Source organism: Buttiauxella sp. AC038, from assembly GCF_979253565.1.
On sequence record NZ_CEEDCQ010000001.1, the window covers coordinates 2184167 to 2207121 of the forward strand.

Genomic DNA, 22955 nt, shown 5'->3' on the forward strand with positions numbered 1-22955 from the left:
TGAAATTGATAAACAATCAGTGCTCAAGCATCTCATGGACAACCTGTTCTTTGGACAAGTTGTATTGGTAAAACGTCGGCCAGTTATCCATCTCATTAAGTAAGGATTGTTGTGAATCATTACCCATGAATATATGGAAATGTTCGGATTTACGCGGGGAGATAATATGGTCGCTAAATTGCACGTATTTAGGTGCTTTTGATTGGCTGTCTTTGCATTCAAACAGATAGCGCACACCTTTTTTCCCTGAAGTGTAAGTCAGGATTTTATGACCTGCGTAAGTGTACTGGCAGGAGTTTACCGTGTCACCGCGATGGAATTCGATGACGTTATTCTCGATGCCAATCATATCAATATCAGTGGCATAGCCTTTCTTGTAATACTCTTTATATTGCGCCGCAGTTTTGCTGCTGTCGTTGCGCGCTTTTTTCTCCATCACCACATCTAAGTCGCCGTTTAACAGATAAGGATTGACTGACTGCCACACCCCATCCCAATCGCTTAATGCGCGGTCCTTCACCTGTTTATTTTCAAATACGCCTTCGCTGGCTTTGCGCTCTGCTTCAGATAGGGGGGTGCCATGCGTATGGCTGTGTGCAAATGCATTTGCGCTACTCAGTAACATGCCCATGCTAAGAACCATGGTGGTAATCCGTGCGGTCATCAGTCTCTCCGTTGGTGTTTCAGATAATGAAAGAATGTTATAACATAACAATATCGAGATTCAATATCTTTGCACATAAAACCGGAGTGGCAGGTCAGTACTTTTGCTTAATGATATTTGCCAGACGTACAAATGACGGGAGCATATCGCTATCTTTGATGCTGGCAAACCCAACTAATAACCCTTTGGATTTCTGTTGATTAAAGTAATAGCGGGACAATGGCCTGACTAAAATGCCTTCTGCATTCGCCTGTTTTGCAATCTGCATATCATCTGCGTCGGGCGGAAGTTGAATAATCAGATGCAGCCCGGCATTGCTGTTGAAATAGCCCAGATATTCTTCACCCAAATGCTGCTTAATTAACTCAACCAGTTGGTTGCGGCGTTTGCTATATAACTGACGCATTTTGCGAATGTGCGCGGCGTAATATCCTTCTTTGATGAATTCAGCCAGGGCTGCCTGTATGACCTGATGGCCACTACGGTATAGCTCGTTATGTACCTTTTTCAACGGGGCGGCTAAGGGTTTGGGTAACACCACGTAACCCAGTCGTAGCGCGGGATATAGAGTTTTACTGAAGGTGCCGATATAAATAACCGGGCTATCTTCTTCGAGCCCCTGAAGCGAAGGAATGGGCTGGCCTGAGAAACGAAACTCGCTGTCATAATCGTCTTCTACAATCCAACTGTGGAACTCCCGCGCCTGGGAAAGTAATAACTGGCGACGCGGTAAACTCATTACTGAACCCAGTGGGTATTGATGCGAAGGGGTGACGAAAATCAATTTCGGCTTTTCAGCCGGCGATGCTTGCGGAACCAGGCCCTGGTCATCGACCTCAAGTGCTGAAATACTCACGGCGTTCATGCGTAAGATATTTTTAATTCCCCAATAACCGGGTTCTTCAATCCAGGCATGATCACCTGGGTTACACAACGTACGAGTGACTAAATCCAGCGCCTGATGAATACCTTCGGTTATCAATATTTGATCGGTTGAGCATTTCACACCGCGCGCGGTACGCAGATAATCTGATAGCGCAGCCTTTAAATCCTCCAGCCCACCAACCGCATCGTAAGTCAGGTATTCGGGGTTTAAGCGCCTGGAAATACGGTCATAAATCTTCTTAAAAGTCCGATGCGGGAAGCTGTTTACATCGGGCACGCCAGGAATAAAGTCCCCCCATTGTGCAGGGCTGGCACTGGCGTTCTCAAGCAGTTCAAGGCCGCGTAGCGACAGGCTCGAGCGGTCTTCAGGTTGGGAGGTTTGGATTGTTCTCGCAACTTGTGTGTTGAGGTTATCCAGCACACTTTCGGTGACAAAAGTGCCGCTGCTGGTGCGCGTCGAGATATAGCCTTCAGCCTGCAACTGCTCGTAGACCCGCAAAACCGTATTACGCGACAGCACCAATTCGCTGGCCAAATCGCGCGAAGGCGGCATCCGCGTGGCCGGACGAAGACTCCCCTCAAGAATGCAATTACATATCGCAACATAAAGTTTCTTATGAAGTTTCTCGGCAGGTGTCTGGCTAAATGCCTGCTTAATCACATCTACGGCAAGTGAACGCATTTGGATCCTAATAATAAAACGATTTGGCACTCGATTCAGGTACCAGATACTGTCTAAATGGATCTCGTAATTCAACCTGTAAATCTGTTTTGTGTGCGAGGGATAAAAAAATGAGTAATAACGAACTCCATCAACGTCGTCTGGCTGCTACTCCACGTGGAGTAGGTGTGATGTGTAATTTCTTTGCCCAGACGGCAGAAAATAGCACCATCACGGATGTAGAAGGGAAGCAATATATCGATTTTGCAGCGGGTATCGCTGTGTTGAACACCGGCCATCGCCACCCGCGCCTGGTACAGGCCATTGAGCAGCAACTCCATTCATTTACGCATACCGCTTATCAGATTGTTCCTTACGAAAGTTATGTGTCACTGGCGGAAAAAATTAACAAAGTGGCTCCGATTTTTGGGCCTAAGAAAACGACATTTTTCACCACCGGCGCTGAAGCAGTTGAGAACGCCGTAAAAATCGCCCGTGCCCATACTGGCCGCCCTGGCGTGATTGCTTTTAGCGGTGGCTTCCACGGTCGTACCTATATGACTATGGCGTTAACCGGCAAAGTGGCTCCCTATAAAATCGGCTTCGGGCCCTTCCCTGGCTCCATTTATCATGTGCCGTATCCGTCGCAGCTGAACGGTACTTCGACTGATGATGCGGTGAAAGCCATTGAGCGACTGTTCAAGTCCGATATCGAAGCCACCCAGGTTGCAGCGATTATCTTTGAGCCAGTGCAGGGCGAAGGGGGCTTTAATGTAGCGCCACCTGAATTTGTGGCTGCGATTCGTCAGATTTGTAATACCCACGGCATTGTGATGATTGCCGATGAAGTACAAAGCGGATTTGCCCGTACCGGTAAAATGTTTGCCATGGACCATTACGCGCATCAAGCCGATCTCATGACCATGGCGAAAAGCCTGGCTGGTGGTATGCCACTATCAGGTGTGGTGGGTAGAGCGGAAATCATGGATGCACCTGCACCTGGCGGTCTGGGTGGTACTTACGCAGGTAACCCGCTATCGATTGCTTCGGCTCATGCGGTGCTGAATGTGATTGCGGAAGAAAAACTGTGCCAACGTGCTGACACATTAGGTGAGCGTCTGACAAAAACCTTGCTTGATATTAAAGAGAATTGCCCAGCATTAGCTGAAATTCGCGGGTTGGGTTCGATGATTGCCGCTGAGTTTTATGACCCATCAACAGGTGAGCCATCTGCCGCTATTGCCCAGCAGATTCAAAAACGAGCATTAGAGCAGGGGTTACTGCTACTGACCTGCGGCCAAAATGGCAATGTGATTCGTTTCCTCTATCCGCTTACTATTCCGGATGCTCAGTTTGACCAGGCATTAGATATTATTAAGAACGCGACGCTATTGTGAGACTACAGATGATTGAATTAAACAATGCAGACTTGCTGCTAACTACCTGTCCGCTTGATGGTGAGTGGAGTAATGCACTGTCTGGTAAAACAGCTCCAGTTTTGAATGCTGCGACAGGCGAGAAAATCGCCGAGGTTCCTTTTATGGGGCAGGCCGAGACTGCGCAGGCAATTACTGCGGCTGAAGTCGCGCAAAAAGAGTGGAAAAAACAGACTGCGGCAAGTCGCGCCAAAATTCTGCACAGTTGGGTGAGCCTGATTCACGAAAATAGCGAAGATCTAGCCCGATTGATTACCCTCGAAGGCGGCAAACCGCTTGCTGAAGCGCGGGGTGAAATTAACTATGCTGCTTCGTTTATTACCTGGTTTGCTGAAGAAGCCAAAAGGGTGGATGGCGTCTTGTTGCAGCCTACCAGTGCCGATCAGCGTTTTATCGTCTCCAAACAGCCGATTGGCGTTTGTGCAGCCATTACGCCATGGAACTTCCCGGCGGCGATGATTACCCGCAAAGTAGCTCCGGCACTCGCGGCGGGTTGTGCAATTATCGTCAAACCGGCCGAGCAAACACCGTTAACCGCACTGGCACTGGCGAAACTGGCAGAAACAGCTGGTCTACCGGCAGGGTTATTGCAGGTCATCACGGGTGATGCAAAAGAGATTGGTGGCGAGCTATGTCGCAACGCCACCGTTCGTAAACTCAGCTTCACGGGTTCAACCGAGACAGGGCGCTTATTGATGGCGCAATGTGCACCAACGATTAAGAAACTGTCGCTTGAACTGGGTGGGAACGCACCGGTTATCATTTTCGATGATGCTGATATCGATCTTGCCGTTAAAGGCATCATGGCGTCCAAGTTCCGTAATAGCGGCCAGACCTGCGTTTGCGCTAACCGTATCTACGTACAGAGCGGAATTTATCAGGCACTGAGTGTTGAGTTGGTCAAAGCGGTTGAGGCTCTGAAAGTCGGTAACGGCATGGATGATGGGGTCACTCAGGGGCCACTCATTAATGCTAAAGCGATTGAGAAGGTTGAGCTTCATATTAGCGATGCTCTGGATAAAGGGGCCACGGTGTTAACGGGTGGGCAAAAACATGCTTCCGGTGGGAATTTCTTCTCGCCAACGGTCGTGGCAAATGTCACGCAAGAGATGCGTTTTGCCAGAGAAGAGACATTCGGCCCGGTTGCTCCGCTATTTAAATTTGAAACTGATGATGAAGCAGTGAATTACGCCAATGACACGGAATTTGGCCTGGCAGCTTATATCTTTACCCGTGATGCGAAACGCCAATGGCAAATTCCGGAAGCACTGGAATATGGCATGGTGGGAGTGAATACCGGGTTGATTTCCAATGAAGTGGCGCCATTTGGCGGGATTAAACAATCAGGTCTCGGCCGTGAGGGTTCCCGCTTTGGTATTGATGAATACTTAGAAATGAAATACGTCTGCGTGAAACTCTAAGCCCTTCATAGTTCGCGCAGCAGCAGCGTTGGTTGCACTCACAACCCCAGTCACTTACTTGTGTAAGTGACTGGGGTTTGTTTTAACACGAATTATTTTGGGTTACTTCTGCGCACCATAGATCGGATTAGCGCAAGCGACAGCCGACTTTTCCTCTGATCTTTTCACCCCAGATTGCCCCAAATAACTGCTCACCTGCGAATGTTGCAATCATGCTCACGATCTTAACAATTATGTGACATTAGGCGTATACATATAACATATTATGTTTTATAAAATATGAACACTGCCTGCCCTTATGCCACATAAAGAGAAAAGATATGGAACAGACGACAGACAAAGAAAATCTGCAACATCAGCCAGTTAAAGGCGAGCAATTCAACCGCTCGATAGGGCTGATGTCTAACTTCGCGCTGGGATTTACCTACCTCTCACCACTGACAGCGGTTTACTCGCTGTTTGCGCTGGCGGTAACGCTTGCCGGGCCACCGGCGATCTGGTGGATTCTTATCGTTGCCTGTGGCCAGCTGCTGGTGGCACTGGTATTCGGTGAAGTTGCATCCCAATATCCAATTACCGGCGGGTTATACCCATGGGCAAGAAGGTTATGGGGGAAAAAATATGCATGGATTGCAGCCTGGATTTACCTGTGGGCTTTAGTCGTCACCATTACCTCTATCGCTGAATACACCTCCACCTTTGTTGCGTCGTTATTTCACTACGCAACCAGTGCAGGCAACATGATGCTCACATCTGTCGTGCTGCTGCTGATAATGATGGGCGTGAATATGTCCGGGACGAAGAATTTAGCCCGTGTCGCCAAAATTGGCTTCTGGTGTGAAATAGTCAGCGTCATTGCGTTAGGTATCTATCTGTTAATCTTCCACCGTTCACAGCCATTCTCTGTGGTATTTGACTCAATGGGTGTTCTGGCATCCGATGGTAATTACACCACTGCGTTTATGTCTGCATCGCTGATGGGTTTGTTTATGTTCTTTGGCTTTGAAGCTTGCGGTAACGTGGCTGAAGAGGTTAAAAACCCAGGTAAGAAGATTCCAATCGCCATGATTCTGAGTATTGTCTTTGGCGCAATATCCGCGGTGATTTCGATTCTGGGTTATCTGCTCTCATCCCCGGACTTGATTAATATTGTGAACGGTAAAATTGCTGACCCAATTCCAATGATTCTGAACCAGGCGCTGGGTGAGACAGGTGCAACCATCTTTATTGTTGTCGCTATTATTGCCATGCTCTCTTGTATTCTGTCCCTTCAGGCTGCATTAAGCCGTCTGATATTCTCCTTCTCCCGCGATAAGATGCTGCCGGGTAGCGAGTGGATGTCCAAAATCTCTAAACATAGCGTGCCGGATAACGCCATGATGGTGAGTTGTTTATTACCAGTGATTATCTGTGTCTGGGTCTACTTCCAGCCGGATAGCCTGGCGCGTATCACGGCCTTCGCGGTTATTGGAATCTATATTTCATTCCAGATGGTTGTACTGGCGGCACTGCGTCAACGCCTGAAAGGCTGGAAACCAGCAGGTGAGTGGACTGTGGGTTCATGGGGGTTAATCGTAAACGTTCTGGCATTAGCCTATGGCCTGTGCGGTATTTGGTTACTGGCGCAACCGGCCGCAGGTGAAAGCTTTATTGACCGCTGGACGGTATTGGTGGGGCTTGCGATTGTCATCATCTCAGGACTGCTTTACATGTTCATCACTAAGCCGTTTGGCCGTTCGAACGCACCAGAAAATGATGCGATTGAGTATGCGCGAAAGCTAAGCGCTGAACAGAACTAACACATGCGTATTTTAGGGAGGATTAGCGCTACATGCTAATCCTCCCTAAATTTATTTAGCCTGATACAAATTAAAGTAATCATTCTCAAAGACAATCTTCGCCACACTGATATCCAGCAAATCGCCCACCCGGAAACGAGGATGTGTTGAAAAAACAATCCTGCTGTCTTTGTTGGTCAGAATGACTTTATTATCAGCGGCGTAAGGTAATAACTCATCCTCAACACGACTGACCAGCAAATCTATTGCAGCTACTCCTAAGAATTGCTGATTAAAATAAACTGGTACAGCACTGGTGATGGTGTAAGAAGTATTACAAATATAGTCGACGTAGGGGCCATGAATAAATGCGTTACCGACAGCTGGGGCTTGCTTAAACCACTCAAAGGTTCTGAAATCCAGACGCTGTTGCGTGGCCTGGTCTAAATCAAGATTCACCTGTTTTACACCATCAGCTTTCTTATACCACCACTCGAGCAGCCAAAACTCTTTATTACTTCCTGAGCCTTCGATATGGCTGGCGAAGCCAGCGCCGGAGCAGTAAACATTACTGTTTAAGGTCGCTTTGATGTGATCCTGAATGGTTTTTCTGACGGAAGGCTCAAGCAAATGCTCCAGATTAACATCCTCAATTTCTGCCAGCGAAGTTTCAATATTGCGGGCAAGCAAACCGGTGGATTCAATGGTGGAGTTAATGATGCTATCAATTTTTTGGGTTAGGGCATGGAGTGATGTTGTTAATAGCATATTTATGCCTATTTTTATAGTTTGTCAGGTTGCACTATATTTCAATTTATTTTCTATCAGATAGAAAGTAAACGTATCGATTAGCTTTTTGGCGATGTTAACTGACTCGGATTCATTGTGTGAAGACAGCGTGTTAATTAACGTGGTGTATAGCTCAACAATCTCACGGTGGATGTTTTCTGAACGGAATAAAATAGCCACCAGTGACGACCATTCGGACTGCAAAATGAGCTCTTGGTTAGCGAGACGCGCTGACTGAGAACAGGCGGCTATAGCTAACAAACAACGCATATCAGCCTGAGTGCGTGCTTCAGGTGATGTCGCAGAATTGAGTACTTCAACAAATTCACGTAGGCGAGTGATATCTGCGTTCGTCATACGACGCGATGCCAGACGTGTGCTGTGGCTAATAATAGCGCAATGCATTTCACCTAAATCCGACAAGTAATCGGTACTTAGGGTCTTAAATGGATTAAGGGTATTACTGAATTCCCAGACTTGCTCGCAAACAAAACTGCCGCCATTACGCCCACGAACAGTGTGAATTAAGTTGTTGGCACGCAGCGTATTTAACGCTTCGCGGATGGTGATGTGCGAAACCCCCATCATTTTTGCGAGGTCGGCTTCATTCGGTAATTGCTCATTTGCCTCAAGCAACCCGGTAATAATGGCATTTGAAAGGCGCTGAACTATCTGATCGGAACGGCTGGCCTGGCCTATTGGCGCGAATATCACCGCATGAGTAATCATAATTTTCCCTGGTGAGATAATCCTTTAAATAGTTCACTGAACATAGCATACAACCCCTTGTTAATGAAGGAATGCTTAAGTGTTGATGCTGGTCCACATGCAACATGTGTCGCTCGTTTTGAACCTTTCCATCGCGCTTTATGAACGCTGCGCAATTGCACATTAAAATATCACTTCGAAATGGGATGTATATCATATTGTTAGTAAAATGTTATTGAACTCGCGCCGTATAAAACATATTACATAATATAGTTTATGTTTTAACGAGCGGAGAGCGTAATGAACATCCTGAAGCATTTTATCAATGGGCAATATGTAGCAGGTTCTGAGGATAACCTCTTTGAGCTGGTCAGCCCGGTCAACGGAGAGACCTACGCACTGTCGCCAAGTGCAGGCCGTAGCGAGGTAGATCAGGCCTATAGCGCAGCGAAAAGCGCGTTTGCCGTCTGGAAACATTCCACCCCGTCCCAAAGACAGCTGGCACTGTTAAAACTGGCCGACGCGATTGAACACAATGTGGACCGACTCGCGCAAGCGCAAAGCCAGGAAACAGGGCAGTTACGCCACTTTATTGAAAAGGAAGAAATTGCAGCATCCTGCGATGCACTGCGTTTCTTTGCTGGTGCGGCGCGATGTCTTGAAGGCAAAGCCTCATACGAATATACCCCCGGTTTAACTTCAACTATTCGCCGCGAGCCGTTAGGGATTGTCGGCCAGGTCACGCCGTGGAACTACCCGTTTATGATGGCAGTGTGGAAAATTGCCCCGGCATTGGCCGCGGGGAACACCGTGGTGCTTAAACCTAGCGATACCACGCCTATCAGTACGTTAATTCTGGCAGAACTTGCCGCACCAATTTTCCCACAGGGCGCGTTTAACGTGTTGCTTGGCAAAGCAGAAACCGGCTCTCTCGTGGTATCGAGCACAGAAGCGTCGTTGGTTTCAATTACCGGCTCGGTTCGCGCAGGTTTACAGGTAGCGGCATCTGCTGCAGCAAACCTTACCAAGGCTCACCTCGAACTTGGCGGCAAAGCACCGGTTATCGTTTTTGCCGATGCCGATATTAATAAAGCGGTCGATATCATCACCACCGCGGGCTTCTTCAACGCAGGCCAGGATTGCACATCGGCGACGCGCATTCTGATTGAAGATTCGATTTATGAATCATTCCTCGAAAAGCTGGTAAGCAAAACCAGCGAAATCAAATTCGGTGTGCCTGAAGATAAGAATGCGCTGTACGGCGCACTGAACAGCCGCAATCAGTTAGAGCAGGTCAAAGGCTTTATTAGTCGACTGCCGGCGCACGCCAAAATCGAAACTGGCGGTAAGCCTGGTGCTGGCCCTGGTTTTTATTTTGAACCGACGATTATTTCCGGCCTTGAACAACGCGACGAGGCTATCCAGCACGAAGTCTTTGGCCCGGTGATGACCGTACAGAGATTCTCCTCAGAAGAAGAGGCGCTGGATAAGGCCAACGACGTGGAATATGGCCTGGCATCCAGTGTCTGGACCAGTAATCACGGCCGCGCCCAACGCTTCAGCATGCGTCTCGATTTTGGCACGGTGTGGATTAACAACCATATTCCGCTGTGCGCTGAAATGCCCCATGGCGGCTTCAAGAAATCCGGTTACGGGAAGGACTTGTCATCCTACTCGCTGGATGAGTACACCCGTGTGAAACACATTATGTGCGATACCTCTGACTCTTAATATTAAGGTGATGAAATGAAAGCAATAAAAGTTGCCGTACTCTCCTTCGCTCTATTCTCAAATCTGGCGTTGGCGGATGTTTCCCCGTTGACGGTGGTTAAAGATTATATGTCCGCCTGGAACGCCCATGATTCGGCAAAAGCTGCACAATATTTAGCCTCAGACGTGGTTTATTACGATGCAGCAAATGGCACGCCGGTTAACGGGAAGGCAAACGCGGAAAAAGACGTTATAGGTGCTTTTATTAAAGCCGTGCCGGACCTGACATGGAAAATGACCAGCAAGCCGGTCTATGACCACGACACCATCGCCTTCCGCTGGGAGTTTAGCGGTAAAAATAGTGGTGAGTGGGCTGGCAGCCCGGCTACCAATAACCCGATTAAATTTGAAGGCGTCAGCTATATCACCGTCAATAACGGCAAGATTACATGGCAAGGCGATTACTACGACTCCAGGAAACTGGATGAAGAATTAAAACCACAGGCTAAATAAGTAAGGTCTTTTATGTCCATAACCAGACGTGATTTTCTCAACGGAGTTGCCATCACTATTGCTGCAGGGTTAACACCTCTTGACCTTGCCAAAGCTGCCGGTAATGCTCGCGCGGTTATCGGGGAGGATTACTATCCGCCCCAACTTACCGGATTGCGCGGTAACCATCCCGGTTCATTCGAGATGGCGCACGCAATTGGCCGTGACCATGAAAAATTCAGCACAGACCATCTTCCGATTGAAGAAGAGTACGATCTGGTTATTGTCGGCGGCGGGTTAAGCGGCCTTGCGGCAGCCAGTTTCTGGCACGACCTGATGGGTAAAGAGAGCAAAGTACTGGTGCTTGATAATCATGATGATTTTGGCGGCCACGCGAAGCGCAATGAATTTAACGCCGGTGGCAAAAAAATCATTGGTTACGGCGGTAGCGAAGCTTTTCAGTCGCCAACGCGTAACTTTAGCCCGGTGGTAAATGGCCTGATGTCCAAGGTTGGCGTTAGCATAGCGCGCATGAAGCAGAGCTTTGAGGTCAATTTTTACCCCGACTTAAATCTGAGTCGTGGGGTTTTCTTCGACAAAAAGAACTTCGGTGAAACCAAAATTGTCGGCGGCGATCCTGGGCGCGCAGTCGCCGATGATATCCCGCCAGACAGACTCAATGGCCGCAGCCTTGAGGCATTTATCAATGATTTCCCGTTGAGTGAGAGCGACCGCAAAGCCATTCTGGATTTGTACGTCAATCCGCAGGATTACCTGAAAGGGATGTCGGTAGACGAGAAAACCGAATGGATGGACACCCATAGCTACCGCGATTTCCTGGTGGAGAAAGTGGGTCTGAGCAAAATGGCCATCATGTATTTCCAACAGCGCACCAATGACTTCTTTGCTATCGGCATTGAAGGCGTGAGTTGTGGTGATGCGCGCACTTGCGCATTGCCGGGAATGGACAAGATGGGCCTGCCTCCTCTTGATGAAGAATCCCTTGCCGATTTGGAAGAGCCTTATGTCTATCATTTACCGGATGGTAATGCGGGTCTGGCTCGTTTGATAGTCAGGCACCTGGTGCCCGAAGCGCTACCTGGCAACACGATGGAAGACTCCATCACCTCCAGGCTGAATTATCAAAAACTCGACAACAAAGAGAACATTACCCGCATTCGCCTGAGCAGCATTGTGATTAATGCGGCCAATACCGATGATGGCGTAGTCGTGACCTACGTTAATGACGGCAAAGCGCATCGCGTCAAAGGGCGGAAGGCCATCATGGCGGGCTACAACATGATGATCCCGTATCTGGTGCCTGAAACCCCGGAAGAGCAAAAGGCTGACTTGCGCCTGAACGTCAAAGCGCCGCTGGTATATACCAATGTGGTGGTCAAGAACTGGCATGCTTTCACCAAACTCGGTATCCACGAATTCTATTCTCCTGCGGCCCCTTACAGCCGCGTGAAGCTCGACTATCCGGTGAGCATGGGAAGTTATCACCACCCGCAAAATCCGGATGAACCTATGTGCCTGCACATGGTTTATGTGCCCACATACCCGGGCAGCAAAATGAGTGCCCGTGAACAGTTCCGCCAGGGGCGAGCTTATTTACTTGGCACCACTTTTGATGCTCATGAAAAGATGATCCGCGAACAGCTTCAGGAAATGTTGGGGCAAACCGGGTTTGATCATGAACGGGATATCACTGCTATAACCGTGAATCGCTGGGCTCATGGCTACGCTTATTACGCCAGCGCGTTGTTCGACGATATGGATAAGATGCCGGAAATTATTAAGCGGGCGCGTAAGCCTATCGGGCGAATCGCGATTGCTAACTCCGATTCAGATTGGGACGCCTATGCGCATACTGCGATTGACCAGGCGTGGCGCGCGGTCAATGAACTCAAGGCGATGGGATGAGCTGACATGAAACAGACTTTATTAGCTATCGGATGCATTTTATATACCGGCCATGCAGCGGCTATCTCAGCGGGTGAATACATGGCAAAGGTCTCGGACTGTGTGGCTTGCCATACCGCCGAAGGTGGCCAACCGATGGCGGGAGGGAAACAATTTTCCACGCCGCTTGGGAATATTTACGCTACTAACATTACGCCAGATAAAACCACCGGCATTGGTCAGTATTCGTATGAAGATTTTGAGAAGGCAGTAAGGCAGGGGATTGCGAAAGATGGTCATCCACTCTATCCCGCAATGCCTTATCCGTCGTATGCCAGAATGTCCGATAAAGACATCCACGATCTCTATGACTATTTCATGAAAGAGGTTCCCGCCGCTGACGTGAAAAATAAAGAGAATGATATTCCATGGCTGCTCTCCGCCAGGTGGCCACTGCATATCTGGAATTGGTTATATGTTGAGGATGCTCATCCTGATAATACAGCGCCAAAAACTACGGAGCAGGATAAAGAATTACTGGCCCGAGGTGCATATTTGGTTGAAGGTCCAGGCCATTGCGGTGCCTGTCATACCCCAAGAGGCGTCTCAATGCAGGAAAAAGCCTATAATGGGGCCAGCGATATTTATCTTAGTGGTGCAACGATTGATGGCTGGTATGCGCCATCACTACGAAATATCTCGATGCCATCGGAGGAATTAAAAGATCTTCTGCGGGTGGGAAGAAGCCAGCATGGAGCAATTTCGGGGCCAATGAGTGAAGTCGTTACGCAAAGTACGCAATATCTTACCGATGGTGATTTAGATGCTATTTCCTTTTATTTGCTGAATTTCAACCATAAAAATTCAACGCCTGTTGCAAAAGATGGTTCAATAAATTATTCACCGACGGATGGGAAAACACTCTATTCAATGTATTGTTCGACCTGCCATGGTGATGACGGTAAAGGTAAAGATTTTACCGTACCTTCTTTAGTGAATAACTCAATAGTCACGGCGAAAGATCCAGCGTCATTGATCTCGGTTATTTATCAAGGTGCGCAAACACCGCAAACCAAGGGTAATATTTCCTTTAGAATGCCAGCATATAAAGATTCAATGTCAGCTGATGAAATGGCTAATGTGGTTAATTATGTAAGAGGGAGTTGGGGAAGTGGTACAGCGCCTATCAGTAAGGATGATGTTGTGAAAGTTAAAGAAGCACAGAAATAATTATTTATTGCTAGAGTGGGTGGTGTAATTGCTTATCCACTCTGGCAAACAGATCACCATAGCAACCAACTGTTAACGAATAACCTTCCTCACCTTAACTAATGGCAGGGAAGATATTGACATCTACATCAGCCAAAGTTTTATTTATGGATAATTCTTTAATCTTGCTGGCTTGTGTGTCATCTTCAGCGCGCATAAGGTTGTGTGGCTCATCATCAATGATGGCAAAGTTCAAGGTATTGGGTATATAGGTTCTATATTGGCATTTCATATGAAAAAATATTTACCTCTGTTCTTTATTATGTGCGCATTTCCAGCATTTTATACTCATGCTAATGATAGCCTTGTGAATATAAAGAAAAATCACAAAATAACATTAAGCTATTCGTATAATGATTTTCCCTTCTCATATATTGATAATACCAAGCCAGTTGGCATGGCAATTGATATATGTCGTGATGTTGTTGGTCAGTTAGAAAAAGAGTTAAATATCCCTCACATTGAGATTAATTGGGTCGGGGAAAAACAGAACGTAACTTTACAAAAAGTAAAGGGGCATACTGTTGATATGACATGTTCGGCAATTACCCGTACAGATGCTCGGCTTAAAACTTATAATTTCTCTAACCCCTATTTTATTACTACTACTGCATTACTTTCTAAGAAAAGTGAATCTGTACAGCAAGCAAGTCAGCTACGCGGCAAAACAATAGCGGCTGTATCTGGTGGTTCCGCCATTGAGCGTATTAACAACCTGAACCATAAACTGGATTATTCGCTTCTGATGGTAACGACGCCAGATTCTGCATCGGCTTTAGAACTCCTTAAGTCTGAAACCGTCAAAATGTTAGCTAACGACGAGGTTTTACTCGCTGCATTTAAAGCCGGGGACCCCGAAAATTATGCCATCAGTTATGTCGATTTCGGCGCTACGGATGCTTATGGATTAATGATGGCAAAAGATTCCGTTGAATTAACCGATCTGGCTAATAAGTCATTAGGCGAAATAATCAACAGCGGAAGGTACGTCGAACTATATAACAAATGGTTTATGTCGCCCGTCCCGCCATTGCAGCAAAATTTGCATATGCCAATGAGTAAAGTATTACAGCACTATGTGAAAGCAAGCGCGCCAGGCGCGGCATACCGTACGTTGTCACCTGAGTAGCAGTAAGATTCCCTGCCCAAAATCTTAAGCTGTAAGGTACAAAAAATAACCAGCAGAAAGAATAAGCCAGGGGCCAAAGGCTACTGGCTGGTTTAACTTTTGGCGTTTTAATAAATGCATCATAACCGCCGCCAATAAGCCAGTGATGGCCGCAATCATGACTAATTGTGGCAAAACTTCCCAGCCTAACCACGCACCAATAGCCGCCAATAATTTAGCATCGCCACCGCCAAGTGCGGCTCTTCCGGTCAATTTTGTGAAAGTGACTGACAGCAAGGCAAACGCCAGATAACCGCAGATGGCGCCGGCTACTGCATCCTGTAGCGTGACGAAACAACCGTTAAAGTTCACCAGCAAACCGCACCAGGTTAAGGGTAGGGTCAGGACGTCGGGTAATAACATCGTCCGCGCGTCAATAACAGCAAGCGTTAACAACACGGATATAAACAACAAACTCGCCGCGAGCTGTATTCCAGGCGGCCATAACACTCCTGCAAAGATAAATAAGGCAGCGCAGGTTAATTCGACCAGCGGGTAGCGCACGGAAATACGCTGCTGGCAGCAGCGGCTTTTCCCACGTAACAGGCACCAACTCACGACCGGCAGCAAATCACGGCGTAATATCGGATGCTGACAAGAACAGCAGGCTGAAAGTGGCCAGCACAAATTATAGTTCGGCCGGGAAGGAGCTGGGATATTCAGAGCAAGCAAGGCCTCATCCTGCCATTGGTCGGCGAGCATTTTGGGTAAACGCCAGGCGACAACATTTAAAAAACTACCGATCAGTAACCCCAGAACACCCAGCATTGCGCCCCAGGTTATAGGGTAGAAAGAGGCCAACTCAAGTAACATCATCACAATCACCAGTCCGACAGTGCCGTTACGCGGAACGTTTGCCCTTCAAACGAGAAAATACTGTCATCAGGTTCAATTTTCATAAGCTTTACTCCCGCACCGACAGCGGCTCCCTCGTGGTAATCATTACCGTTAAGATTGATGACGCTTTTGCCCGTTTCACTGGAGTACACGTGGGCGTTGTATTTGATGGAAGGCATTCGCCGCCGCGCGTCTTCTGATAACTGCTCAAGGCCTGGATAGGTATCTTCATTCGCCATTTTTTCATCCGACACGACATTACTTGGTTCTTTGACCTCTGGTGACTCCTCCTCTGGAACGGCTTCCGATTCTGGTTCTGGTTCGGCAGGCAAAGGCTGTGTGTTAAACGCCAGCGTGTTGCTGATAATGCGCCAGGGTTGAGTTGCCTGGTGAGGTACTTCAACTCTTTTGACAGTCGGCGGATTATGCAGGCTGTGCCAACCGTAGCAGGCAGCAGCACCGGAGAGTGCCGCAAAGGTTAAGCCTGAACACCAGGTTAAAATCAGAAACCCTTTAGCTGACAATCTCGAGTGTGGTTTGAGGGTAAGTGACAGGTTCATGGTTTCTCCTGCTCTGTCGTATCGTTGACTGCCTGGTCGCGGGCAGGAATCGTGCCATCAAGAGTGGGAATTTCCAGTCCGGGCTGGTTGCTCAAACGCAGTAATGTTTGCTCTCCTGCAATCCCATCAGCAGGCAGGTGCTGCAGTTTTTGATATGCGAGGATTCCCGCCTGAATTTTTGCACTCTTTTCACTCACCGGCGTTTTCAATGCTGTCGTGAGTCTTTGAGCCACCCATTGAATATCTTCTGTCGGGCTATGATTGGTCACATAAGTCGCGCCGCTGGCGGGCATTTGCCAGATTAACGTGGCATCTTTTTGAAAGCGCTGATTAAGCCAGTCGAGGGAAACCTCCCATTCCTGGTTGGCGAAAAGAAGCGATGCCTTGCCATCGTTGACGTGGCTGAGTACCGCAAACCAGTGGCCAAAAGTCTTATCTTTGAGATGCACGACAGCTGGATAATTCAGGGAGACTAACTCACTTAAATCGCCAAAAGTGCGAAAGCAGCGTAGCCCAGCGGGGGATATTGTCTCGCATGGCGATATGTCATCCGCACTCTCATAACCCCATGTTGCGTTCAGTAACGAAAAGGCATCACTCTGATTGCGGGCCTTATTTACAGCCGCCGCAAACGACGCCTGAGTTTTAGGGTCGGGAGCAATACTCACCGGAACTTTGACTGTGCGTACTTCCGGTTGTGGCAGCCATCCCCACTGTTTCCAGCTAAACCCACCGACAACAAACACAAGCATGCAGGCCACAATGAGGGTCATGGCTCCGGGAATTCCTCCAATATCTACCCGCCCCGTGACCTTATGAGCAGCCTGCGCGGCATGCGATGAGGTTATGCGCCAGCGCCTTTCCAGAGCTGCATCCACTAACATTTGCTCGCAAAGCCGATTGATAATGCGTGGAATACCTTTACTGATGCGCGTAATGACACTGATCGCACCACGCGAAAAGATAGGGTGTAAGCAGCCCGCTTTTTGCAGGCGAAACCGCACTGCCGCGTCCACATCTTCTGCCGACAGCGGTGTGAGGAAATAGCGTGTTGTTACCCGTTGCTTTACCTGAACCAGCCGAGGGCCATTAAGTTTATCTTCGAGTTCTGGTTGGCCGATAAGCACAATCGACAGCAATTTTCTGTCGTCAGTTTCAATATTGGTCAGGGCGCACAGTGTTTCAAGCTGGGCCTCGGTGAGATGCTGCGCTTCATCAATCAGTAATACCGCCTGTTTTCGCCCCCTGTGGTTATGACGTAAAAAGGTCTCCAGATCGGTTTCATCGGGCAAATGAAACGCGCGGCAAATTTGCGTCATTAGGGCTGTGGGGGAATTTAACGGGGCAATCAAATATGCCGTTTCGGTTTCGACTCCAGCATGCAGGCAAATATGGCGAGTCAGGGTGGTTTTACCGGTGCCGGGTGAACCTACCAGGGTCATAAAACCGCCTGAGGAAATGGTGCGATGCAGCAGGTTCAGGGCTTCTCGATGCGCTGGGCTAAGGTAGAGATAATCAGGGTCGGGTGAGAGCGTAAAGGGTGCCGCATTCAGCGCGAAAAAATCCTGGTACATGGTTCATGTTCCTCTTACAGGCGCTTACCAACGCCCTGATGTTTCGAATGTATAACGGCCTTGTGATTCATGACCGGCACTTTGCGCCAGTAGCATCAATAACGCAGGAGGGAAAGCAGGGCCGGGCGTGACCTCACCTTGCAAACGATACTGTTGTGCTCCCTGTAACAAGAGCTGCCCTTTGCTGTGAAGTTGTTCGGATGTTTGCGTGATGTCAGCAAGCCATTGCTGGTTCACGCACTTGATGCGCAGGCGGGTATTGCCGGTATTCACAGTCGCGGCAATATCCACCAGGTTCCCATTACTCCAGCGCACATCGGCCACCGCCTCAATACAGTTGCGAGGAGTAAAACGAAGCTGTGTCAGATGAGCGTTTATGTCGCCACTGAGTTCGGCTGAAAGTCTCATGGCATTGCCCAAAACCGCCGCCGGGAAATGCAGCGTAGCCTCCTGAATGCTCCATTCGCCGTTCCAGCCAACAATCCCGCGCCCGTTGATCATGCGAGGATCCGCCAGTTCAATATCTGCCGCGATTTTTCCCTTGAGCAATGCCGCGCTACGCCAGTTCCAGCTAAGTGGGCCAACTTGTTGCTTGCCTAGCACTAAGGACTGCACCTGACCTTGCCAGAGCGTGCCGCTGGCACCCTGTAATGAGACTCCCGAGGACAAAGGCAGCCACTCGATGACAAAGCGGGCGGGTATCATCAATATCAGCCCCAGCAGATAACCCAGCACCACGGGCAGTAGCAGATATCGTTTTTTCATGAGCGGCTACGCCCGGATAGCACTAAACGCTCCACTTGCACGTTTCCCTGGCCTTTATCGGTCAGCTCAACCTGCTGTGGGACGATGCCATATTGAACTTCGAGGGTTTGTAGCCAGTTTGCCAACGAGGTAAAAGGCACTGGCGTGGCGTATTTGATCTCTAGTTCGTTGTCGTTGCGCGTCACCGGTGGGGCAGGCAAATGAGCAAGGGTACTGGTGCGGATCATTACATCGGCCATATTGGTGACTGGCTGCGAAATCGTCGGTTTTTGCCCGATCTCACTTTGCATCTGGGCCAGTTGAGCCTTCATTTGCTCAAGGTGCGACATTGCCGGGAGATTCTCTTTTTGGCGTTTTGGTTTCCGGCTGAGGTAAACCGTAATCGTGCCCGATTTGGTGTTTTCTTCACCAATACGCATTGAGAAACCAGTTGGAATTCGCTGTTCTATAGCCTGTAACGCGATAGCTGATGTGCCTGAAATTTGCACCTCCAACTCCTTTTGCGCAGCATCAAATTGCAATGTTTGCACGCGAACAGTAGCGGGAAGCACGCTATCAAGTGTTCGGGCTAAAGGCAGGAATTGGCTGTTTCGTCCCTCCATCTTCTTTTTAAATGCAAACCACGGGTCACTCATCGGTTTGCTACCCGGGAAGGCCTGGCGGTAGACAGATGTCATCTGCTCCTGAAGCGCAGATTGCTGGTGGCTCAAGTTGAGACTCTCCAACCCGCGGGCAGCAAGTACCATTACCAGGCTTGCGGCCAGCAAATACACTGGCGTTCGCCACATGCCGAAGCTACCGGATTTATTCCTCTGTGGGCGATATGTGCCTTGCAGCAAGGTGACGGGCGGAAGATGGACCGCACGCAGCGGCAAGGTTTGTGTTGTGGTTTGCCACCCCGAGACTTGCGTTGCGGGTAAACAGGCTATCAATTCATCTTCAAGCACCATGCCTTGCCAGCGCGATTCACGAATCAGATGCTGTTCATCAAGTGACCAGCGATATCCACCTACAGTTTGCGGCAGCGCTAAAACATCAGGCAGCATCCGGCTGGCTTGCAAACCTGCCTCATCCAGCCAACGCAACCACTCCTGCATTAAGGTGTGTTCTACCGCGGCCAGATGAACTAATGGTGATTCGTGGGCAAGCACCGCCATATGCAATCGGGCCGGGTCTTCAACCACTTCATCTTCGAGTAGAAAAGGCAGCGCGTTGCGGGTTTTATGCGTCAATCTTCCTGGCAAATTAACGGAGCGCAGCACCAAATCACAGGCTGGCACCAGCGCAATTACCTGATTGCAAATAGCGTATTCCTGCAAGCTTGCGAGCGTTGCTGCATCGGGCAGTTCGCCGGAAAACAACAGCCGATCGTCTGCGGAGAATAGCCACCAGAACATAGGTTGATGTGCATGGCTTGCGAGACGGATTAATAAAGTTTCACTCATGGCCACACTCCCGTTTCACGGCTGCGAACGATAACCTTGCGGTCGCTGGCGCGATAAAAATGGCTGATCATTCGGCTGTGTTGTTGTTGGTTCTCGATGGTGAGTGACGAGACAAAATAGTCACTGTTCACCGTGAGTGAGTGAGTGATTTCTGGCCCGGCAATCCGCTCATCACCGCCAGGAATAAGGGCTAAAAACTCATCGACACTTTTCCAGCCTTCCGTTGGGCGGTGTTTAATCAGCTCACGGGCTGACTGAACGGACAGGATATTCAGAAACAGTGCTGACAACAGCGGGGCCTGTGGCTCCTCAAGTGTGTTGATATTCACCGCAAGAGAGCGCTCGGGCAGAGCACAAACTAGTGGTATGAGTGCTTGATATAACTCTCCACTTATACCTTTGACAGCACGTAATTCGCTCAGGTGTCTCATCGGTTGGTTAGCGGGTAAATAGGGCGGATTAAGGGCCATATAATCATGATCTTCTGCCCCTAATAACTGTGGGTCACTGTTAGCATCCAACCAATCTTCGATGGTCGCCGCGAGCGTCCGGGCGCGCAGGTTGTCTACCTCAAGCCCCTGTAAAAGCGAGACAAATACGTGTTCGCGATACTGAGCCAGATTGTCCGGGTTATTCTCGTCATGGTTTTGTAGGCTGTTGAGATTAAAGCAGGCTTGCTCATCACGGATCTCAGCACGCAGCGTAACCTCGTTAATCGGCCAGACCTCTTGCTGCGTCGCCCAATACTGAGCGCGGGAGGTTTTTTGTGGGTTATCCATCATGTCCTGATACAGCACTCGGGCGACGAATGCTTCGCCTCCAAGAAGATACTCACGCATCTGTAATTGGCTCAGTAGCGTATGGCTACGCTGCCACATCTGCCGGTAACGGACCGTCATTTGCGAAGCCAGAAGCGCCATAACAGAAAGCAAAAGTAAGACGACAAGCAAAGCCATACCTCTTTGATATTTCATTGGGCATTCTCACTTGCTGCCAGCAAAAAGCGCCGCGTAATGAGACCGTAATCGGGTAAGTCCAGCGTGACCTCTACCGCTTGTGGCAGTTCTCGCACCGCGGTCCATTGTGTTAACCAGCGGCCGTCGCGGTAATAACGCAGGCGGAATTGCCGCACCGACTTCAGCACCACAGTTTGGTTAGGCTCGGTACCCGGGAGGTTATCCGGGTAACGCCATGTCACTCGTTCAAGCTGGGAATCCTGTAAACGCCAGCCTAGTTTTTGCAGCTCGCTGCGGCGCAGGCGGGCATCGGGATTAAACCAACCGCTGCGGGTAAACATCACACCATCGCCTTTGCTTTGCAGTAGGCCATCGGCTGCGCTAAACACCGTGTTCCCCGGCGCTCCTGCTTCACGTACGGTGCGTGGGAAGCTCTGGATAAAGTCATTTTCCAGTTGCTGCATGGCAAAACTGAGTTCAGTCAGGCGTGATATTTTCGCCTTGGTCACGGCGTTGTTTCGTAATACACCCTGGAATACCGCTTGAGCCGTGAGGCTTAGCAGGGCGAAAATCACCAATGCGACCAGCACTTCCAGTAGCGTAAAACCACGCTGATTACCGCTCATGGCTGACGGAAAAAATAGCTGCGCAGTTGAATGCGCGGATCGTCGTCCGGCGTGCTTCGCACCTGGATTTCAACGGCGCGTAACAATGGATCTCTTGTTGTCTCTCCCATGCGTTGCCAGTACCAGTTGCGCCCTGCGAGCGGCTCTTTTCCGGAAACCTTTTCCAGTGCTGGCCAACCTCCAGCGAGGCGCACGTCGACCATCTGATTTTCCGCTACCCAACTGCTAAACAAACTTTCTTCCATCGATTGCAGCGCCATCATTTGGCTACTGAGGCTGTTCATTAATGCAAGGCTGGCACCGGCAAAAATGACCATAGCCACCATCACTTCGAGTAATGTCATTCCGCGTTGCTTCATGGTGTGGTGTCCATCGCATCAACCAATTGCATTTCACCTGATTCGCTGACGATTAATGTCGCAATGGCCTGTTTTTGCGCGAAGGCGCGCAGCTCAAATGCAGTGACTTCACCACCGGGAAATAGCAGCAGCTGCGGCTTATTGTCCCGTTCATCTGCTGGAGATTCGTCAAGCAGCAGATCCTGTTGCGAAAGCTGTAATGTGATGGTTTCGCCATCAGGTTGCTCTAGGGCTGATATCACCCGCCAGCCGTGAGAACTGCTGGGATCCTGCACCATAAATTGATAGCCGTGAGCCTTGATGCTCAGGCCAAATAGTGAACCCTGTGCCATCGCTTCCATGCGTTGCACTGGAATGGCATCGGCAAGCCGGGCCAGCATTTCGCGCCCCTGTTTTTGGGGGGAGTTTGCTGGTAACGCCATCACAACCAGACTTGATGCCGTAGCGATGATTGCCACTACCAGCATCATTTCGATGAGCGTAAATCCCCGGTTGCTCGTAGCCCTGGTCATTAGCTTTTGGCTCCGCTCATATCCCAGTTGCCAATATCGTCATCATTACCCGCTTGCCCGTCAGGGCCTGCGGAAAAGATATCAACCGAGCCATGCTCGCCGGGGCTGACCAGCTGATAAGCGTTTTGCCATGGATCTTCCGGAAGGCGTTTTATATAGCCGTTCAGTTTGTAGTTTTTCGGCACGGGTGCGGCTTCGGGTTTGTTGAGTAGCGCATCTAAACCTTGTTCGGTGGTGGGGTAGCGCCCATTGTCGAGGGTGTACATATCCAGCGCGTTTTCGAGTGCCACAATATCGGTGACCGCTTTTTGTCGGTCGGCCTGATTTTTATTACCCATCAGATTCGGCACCACAATACTGGCAAGAATGCCGAGGATGACGATCACCACCATAATTTCCAACAAGGTAAAACCTTGCTGCTGAGGCTTATGCATA

The 22955-nt window shown here is 49.2% G+C and carries 22 protein-coding genes; 8 read left to right on the forward strand and 14 right to left on the reverse strand.

Annotated elements, in window-relative coordinates; all coding sequences use genetic code 11:
* Positions 1-16 precede the first annotated feature (16 nt).
* The gene (zinT, locus tag AC0IXI_RS10405; RefSeq protein WP_064511817.1) at positions 17-664 is read right to left on the reverse strand and encodes a metal-binding protein ZinT; all 648 of its coding nucleotides are present in this window, start codon (positions 662-664) and stop codon (positions 17-19) included.
* Between the two features lie 94 nt (positions 665-758).
* Entirely contained in the window at positions 759-2231 is a 1473-nt protein-coding gene (gene pdxR, locus AC0IXI_RS10410; protein ID WP_134182154.1) for a MocR-like pyridoxine biosynthesis transcription factor PdxR, read from the reverse strand.
* A 110-nt stretch (positions 2232-2341) separates the two neighbouring features.
* Here pdxR and puuE point away from each other — a divergent pair, with 110 nt between their 5' ends.
* The 3 genes from puuE to AC0IXI_RS10425 all read left to right on the forward strand — a co-directional run bounded on the left by puuE (position 2342) and on the right by AC0IXI_RS10425 (position 6866).
* Complete coding sequence (puuE, locus tag AC0IXI_RS10415) at positions 2342-3607, forward strand: 4-aminobutyrate transaminase (protein WP_471682357.1); 1266 nt, start codon at positions 2342-2344, stop codon at positions 3605-3607.
* Positions 3608-3618: 11 nt separating this feature from the next.
* Complete coding sequence (locus tag AC0IXI_RS10420; RefSeq protein ID WP_134183205.1) at positions 3619-5067, forward strand: NAD-dependent succinate-semialdehyde dehydrogenase; 1449 nt, start codon at positions 3619-3621, stop codon at positions 5065-5067.
* 320 nt (positions 5068-5387) lie between these two features.
* Positions 5388-6866, forward strand: coding sequence for an APC family permease (locus AC0IXI_RS10425; protein ID WP_064511814.1), 1479 nt, complete (start codon positions 5388-5390; stop codon positions 6864-6866).
* Between the two features lie 51 nt (positions 6867-6917).
* Here AC0IXI_RS10425 and AC0IXI_RS10430 read toward each other — a convergent pair whose 3' ends face one another.
* Positions 6918-7613: a cache domain-containing protein gene (locus AC0IXI_RS10430; RefSeq protein WP_064511813.1), complete on the reverse strand. Its 696-nt coding sequence runs from the start codon at positions 7611-7613 to the stop codon at positions 6918-6920.
* Positions 7614-7637: 24 nt separating this feature from the next.
* Positions 7638-8363 (reverse strand): FadR/GntR family transcriptional regulator, encoded by a 726-nt coding sequence (locus AC0IXI_RS10435; RefSeq protein ID WP_064511812.1) that lies wholly within the window; start codon positions 8361-8363, stop codon positions 7638-7640.
* A gap of 279 nt (positions 8364-8642) precedes the next feature.
* On the opposite strand from AC0IXI_RS10435, the gene AC0IXI_RS10440 reads away from it, so the two are divergent.
* The 5 genes from AC0IXI_RS10440 to AC0IXI_RS10460 all read left to right on the forward strand — a co-directional run bounded on the left by AC0IXI_RS10440 (position 8643) and on the right by AC0IXI_RS10460 (position 14847).
* Positions 8643-10073 carry a gamma-aminobutyraldehyde dehydrogenase gene (locus AC0IXI_RS10440; RefSeq protein WP_471682358.1) on the forward strand — a complete coding sequence of 477 codons (1431 nt, stop codon included), beginning with the start codon at positions 8643-8645 and terminating at the stop codon, positions 10071-10073.
* Positions 10074-10088: 15 nt separating this feature from the next.
* Positions 10089-10565 carry an ester cyclase gene (locus AC0IXI_RS10445; RefSeq protein ID WP_064511810.1) on the forward strand — a complete coding sequence of 159 codons (477 nt, stop codon included), beginning with the start codon at positions 10089-10091 and terminating at the stop codon, positions 10563-10565.
* A gap of 12 nt (positions 10566-10577) precedes the next feature.
* Positions 10578-12470, forward strand: a complete 1893-nt coding sequence (locus tag AC0IXI_RS10450; protein ID WP_471682359.1) for an NAD(P)/FAD-dependent oxidoreductase — start codon at positions 10578-10580, stop codon at positions 12468-12470.
* Between the two features lie 6 nt (positions 12471-12476).
* Complete coding sequence (locus AC0IXI_RS10455; RefSeq protein ID WP_424221916.1) at positions 12477-13679, forward strand: cytochrome c; 1203 nt, start codon at positions 12477-12479, stop codon at positions 13677-13679.
* Between the two features lie 271 nt (positions 13680-13950).
* On the forward strand, positions 13951-14847 hold the full coding sequence (locus AC0IXI_RS10460; protein WP_471682360.1) for a transporter substrate-binding domain-containing protein: 897 nt from the start codon (positions 13951-13953) through the stop codon (positions 14845-14847).
* Between the two features lie 24 nt (positions 14848-14871).
* On the opposite strand, the gene AC0IXI_RS10465 is transcribed toward AC0IXI_RS10460, so the two are convergent.
* From AC0IXI_RS10465 to gspG, 10 genes are read right to left on the reverse strand one after another with little or no spacing between them, the layout of a single operon-like run.
* Positions 14872-15702, reverse strand: a complete 831-nt coding sequence (locus AC0IXI_RS10465; protein ID WP_134182174.1) for a prepilin peptidase — start codon at positions 15700-15702, stop codon at positions 14872-14874.
* A 5-nt stretch (positions 15703-15707) separates the two neighbouring features.
* On the reverse strand, positions 15708-16283 hold the full coding sequence (locus AC0IXI_RS10470; RefSeq protein ID WP_471682361.1) for a general secretion pathway protein GspB: 576 nt from the start codon (positions 16281-16283) through the stop codon (positions 15708-15710).
* Complete coding sequence (locus AC0IXI_RS10475; RefSeq protein WP_471682362.1) at positions 16280-17857, reverse strand: ExeA family protein; 1578 nt, start codon at positions 17855-17857, stop codon at positions 16280-16282. The genes AC0IXI_RS10470 and AC0IXI_RS10475 overlap by 4 nt, the downstream gene beginning before the upstream one ends.
* Before the next feature lie 24 nt (positions 17858-17881).
* Positions 17882-18622 carry a type II secretion system protein N gene (locus AC0IXI_RS10480; protein WP_134182180.1) on the reverse strand — a complete coding sequence of 247 codons (741 nt, stop codon included), beginning with the start codon at positions 18620-18622 and terminating at the stop codon, positions 17882-17884.
* Positions 18619-20067, reverse strand: coding sequence for a type II secretion system protein GspL (gspL, locus tag AC0IXI_RS10485; RefSeq protein ID WP_471682363.1), 1449 nt, complete (start codon positions 20065-20067; stop codon positions 18619-18621). The genes AC0IXI_RS10480 and gspL overlap by 4 nt, the downstream gene beginning before the upstream one ends.
* Positions 20064-21041, reverse strand: a complete 978-nt coding sequence (gene gspK / locus AC0IXI_RS10490; protein ID WP_471682364.1) for a type II secretion system minor pseudopilin GspK — start codon at positions 21039-21041, stop codon at positions 20064-20066. The genes gspL and gspK overlap by 4 nt, the downstream gene beginning before the upstream one ends.
* On the reverse strand, positions 21038-21649 hold the full coding sequence (gene gspJ, locus AC0IXI_RS10495) for a type II secretion system minor pseudopilin GspJ (RefSeq protein ID WP_422568178.1): 612 nt from the start codon (positions 21647-21649) through the stop codon (positions 21038-21040). Before gspJ ends, gspK begins: the two co-directional genes overlap by 4 nt.
* Positions 21646-22008: a type II secretion system minor pseudopilin GspI gene (gspI, locus tag AC0IXI_RS10500; RefSeq protein ID WP_422568179.1), complete on the reverse strand. Its 363-nt coding sequence runs from the start codon at positions 22006-22008 to the stop codon at positions 21646-21648. Before gspI ends, gspJ begins: the two co-directional genes overlap by 4 nt.
* The gene (gene gspH / locus AC0IXI_RS10505; protein ID WP_471682365.1) at positions 22005-22520 is read right to left on the reverse strand and encodes a type II secretion system minor pseudopilin GspH; all 516 of its coding nucleotides are present in this window, start codon (positions 22518-22520) and stop codon (positions 22005-22007) included. The genes gspI and gspH overlap by 4 nt, the downstream gene beginning before the upstream one ends.
* A complete protein-coding gene (gene gspG / locus AC0IXI_RS10510) occupies positions 22520-22954 on the reverse strand; it encodes a type II secretion system major pseudopilin GspG (protein WP_134182190.1) in 435 nt (144 codons plus the stop codon). The genes gspH and gspG overlap by 1 nt, the downstream gene beginning before the upstream one ends.
* Position 22955: the final 1 nt, after the last annotated feature.